Origin of the sequence: Rhizobium sp. TRM95796, from assembly GCF_025779995.1 — a bacterium.
In the GTDB taxonomy this organism is placed as follows: domain Bacteria; phylum Pseudomonadota; class Alphaproteobacteria; order Rhizobiales; family Rhizobiaceae; genus Rhizobium_E.
The window spans coordinates 1-2,317 of the sequence record NZ_JAOXHE010000029.1 but is presented as its reverse complement, the minus strand read 5'-3'; the positions used below and the strand labels follow the sequence as shown (position 1 = coordinate 2,317).

1 protein-coding gene and 3 pseudogenes are annotated in these 2,317 nt (G+C 55.4%); all 4 read right to left on the bottom strand.

What is annotated here, in order from left to right; translation table 11 throughout:
• A pseudogene (locus OCK01_RS26360) lies at positions 1–81 on the bottom strand (IS6 family transposase); the annotation flags it as partial.
• Between the two features lie 130 nt (positions 82–211).
• Positions 212–616: pseudogene (locus tag OCK01_RS26355) on the bottom strand (IS21 family transposase); the annotation flags it as partial.
• Positions 617–899: 283 nt separating this feature from the next.
• Complete coding sequence (locus OCK01_RS26350; RefSeq protein ID WP_263826553.1) at positions 900–1,064, bottom strand: hypothetical protein; 165 nt, start codon at positions 1,062–1,064, stop codon at positions 900–902.
• 262 nt (positions 1,065–1,326) lie between these two features.
• Positions 1,327–2,163, bottom strand: a pseudogene (locus OCK01_RS26345) (IS5 family transposase).
• Positions 2,164–2,317 lie beyond the last annotated feature (154 nt).

Genomic DNA, 2,317 nt, shown 5'->3' with positions numbered 1-2,317 from the left:
GTCGCGCAGGCTCAGCGGGAACCGAAAATAGAGCCATACGGCATGGGCGATGATCTGAGCAGGAAAGCGGTGACGTCTGAAGTGGGCAAGCTAGGTCTCGGTCATCAAAGCCCGATATCACGTTGGTGCAAACAGGCCGTTAAGGCGACGCCACCGCTGGCCCGCATCTGAAATCGACGCCCTCATGCCGTGGAACTTCAAGACTGACGGCATCAGCTGACCGCTTACATTGGAATGCTTCCCCTGTCCGGAAAGACAGAGGAATGAATATGCCGCGGCCGGCCGCCTGCTGCTCAAGCCACCACTGACGGGCGCACGCAGCGACGCGACCGTAAGAACCGGTAAAGCCGAGAACCACCAGATCGGCATGAAGTTGCTTCGATGTTCGGCGCTGCTTGCGTGACCTTCCGGCCTCCGTCTTAAGCCAACCCGAGAGTTTATCAGCGAATGGATCAAGCTTGCTCGGTCGTTCCGGTACCGTGAACGTCGGCTCGATCGTGCCACCGCTTAAATACTTCGCGATCGTGTTGCGCGACAGACCGGTGTGCCGACTGATCTCGCGCACTGACAGCTTCTCGCGCAGCGCCATCCGGCGGATGATGTTTAAAAGTCCCATGTGGATCACTCCGTTGCCCCCGTCGCTATCCGTGTTGGGGGGAAGGTCACATGGCTCAATTCTCAATGGAAATTATGCGCCTAACCGGCTCAGTTCTGCGTGCAAACCAACACTCGCCTGTTTTGAGGTTATTTTGACATATTTTCACAACATATGCGAGTCTTGTTGTCGAAAAAACTTATGCGGGCACCGCTATGAATCTCGAGAAAAACTGTAGTTGCGCACCTACGTGAATGTTGAACTTAACGTTTAGCTCGATATTTTATTACAGATGTGTCAAATATCAATGCGCGGTCGCTTCTCGGATGAGAGTTTCTGCATCCTTAACGCTGTCGTCAATCATATAGTAACCGAGGCGGTTGCGTAGCGGGCGCACATTGTGGCCGTTGCGCTTAAGATTGGAAAGGGCTCGGCCCAACTCGTCGGTCTGAATTGCATTGTAATCCATATCAGCCTCCATCGCTCACATGGAAACGCATCGGATCCCGATCTGGTTCAATAGCGCCCTGCCACTAATGAATTCGAGTGCCTATCTGCTTTCAACCCAATCATTCGCGCGCTCGAGCGTTTCCGCAAATAGACTGACATCCGCTTCAATTGCGTCCGGTCGCTGCAATCTATCGTCCTGCCGATCGGCTCCACATAATCCAAATAGTGCCCGCATGCAGTGGCGATACGCCACTGAAGATCTAACAGCCCGATTCAGAAGTTTATTTGTAGATCCAATATCTTGCGATGCGCCGCGTGAGCATTCGTATTGAGGCGATCTGCGTCCATGCGGTTGCGCTTTCGAGTGATTTGTCCCAGTCCTTGGCGAGCCGTCGGCAGCGTCCGAGCCATGCGAACGTGCGTTCCACGACCCATCTGCGCGGCAACACGACAAAGCCCTTGGCCGCGTCGGAACGCTTGACGATGTCGATCGTCCATTGGCCATGGCGGCGCATCGCCGCCTTCAGTTTCTTGCCGGCATAGCCGCCATCGGCAAAGATATGACGAAGCCATGGAAAGCGGCGGCGGATCGCCTTGAGGACATCCGGCGCGCCGTCCCTATCCTGCACATCGGCCCCATGAATGAGGACGAAGACCAGAAATCCAAGCGTATCCGTGACGATGTGACGCTTGCGGCCCTTCACCTTCTTGCCCGCGTCATAACCGGAAATGCCGCCGCTTTCAGTGGTCTTCACGCTCTGGCTGTCGATCACCCCGGCAGTTGGCTGCGCTTCTCGCCCCTAAATCTCACGTGCCGTCATCACCAGAAGCTGATTGATCGTCTCCCACAGCCCCATCGCACGCCAGGCATAGAAATAGCCGCGCACCGTCGAGACCGGCGGAAAGTCGCCCGGCAACATGCGCCACTGGCAGCCGCTGGAAGCCATATAGAGGATCGCCTCCACCACCGAACGCATGTTCGTTGTCCGTGGCCGACCGCCATCTCGCGCCGGCGGGATCATCGGAGCAATCAGCGCCCATTCCCTGTCCGACAAATCACTTGGAAAACGAAGCGCGTCACGGTTATGCTCACGGCGAGCGATAGCAGTCCAGGTCATCGGAACCCCCATTTTGATTCAGCACCAAAAGGGAATCACAACCTACTGATATCGCTCAACTCCTTTTAAATCGGGCTCTAAGAAGCTGCCTCAAAAAGAGGTGGGTGATTTCAAGAGGTTATGATTCCTTCGGATTTGCAAGATTCGATGGAGT

Excerpts from the sequence above, each read along its gene's own strand:
- OCK01_RS26350 (WP_263826553.1), bottom strand. The coding sequence starts at position 1,064 with ATGGATTACAATGCAATTCAGACCGACGAGTTGGGCCGAGCCCTTTCC.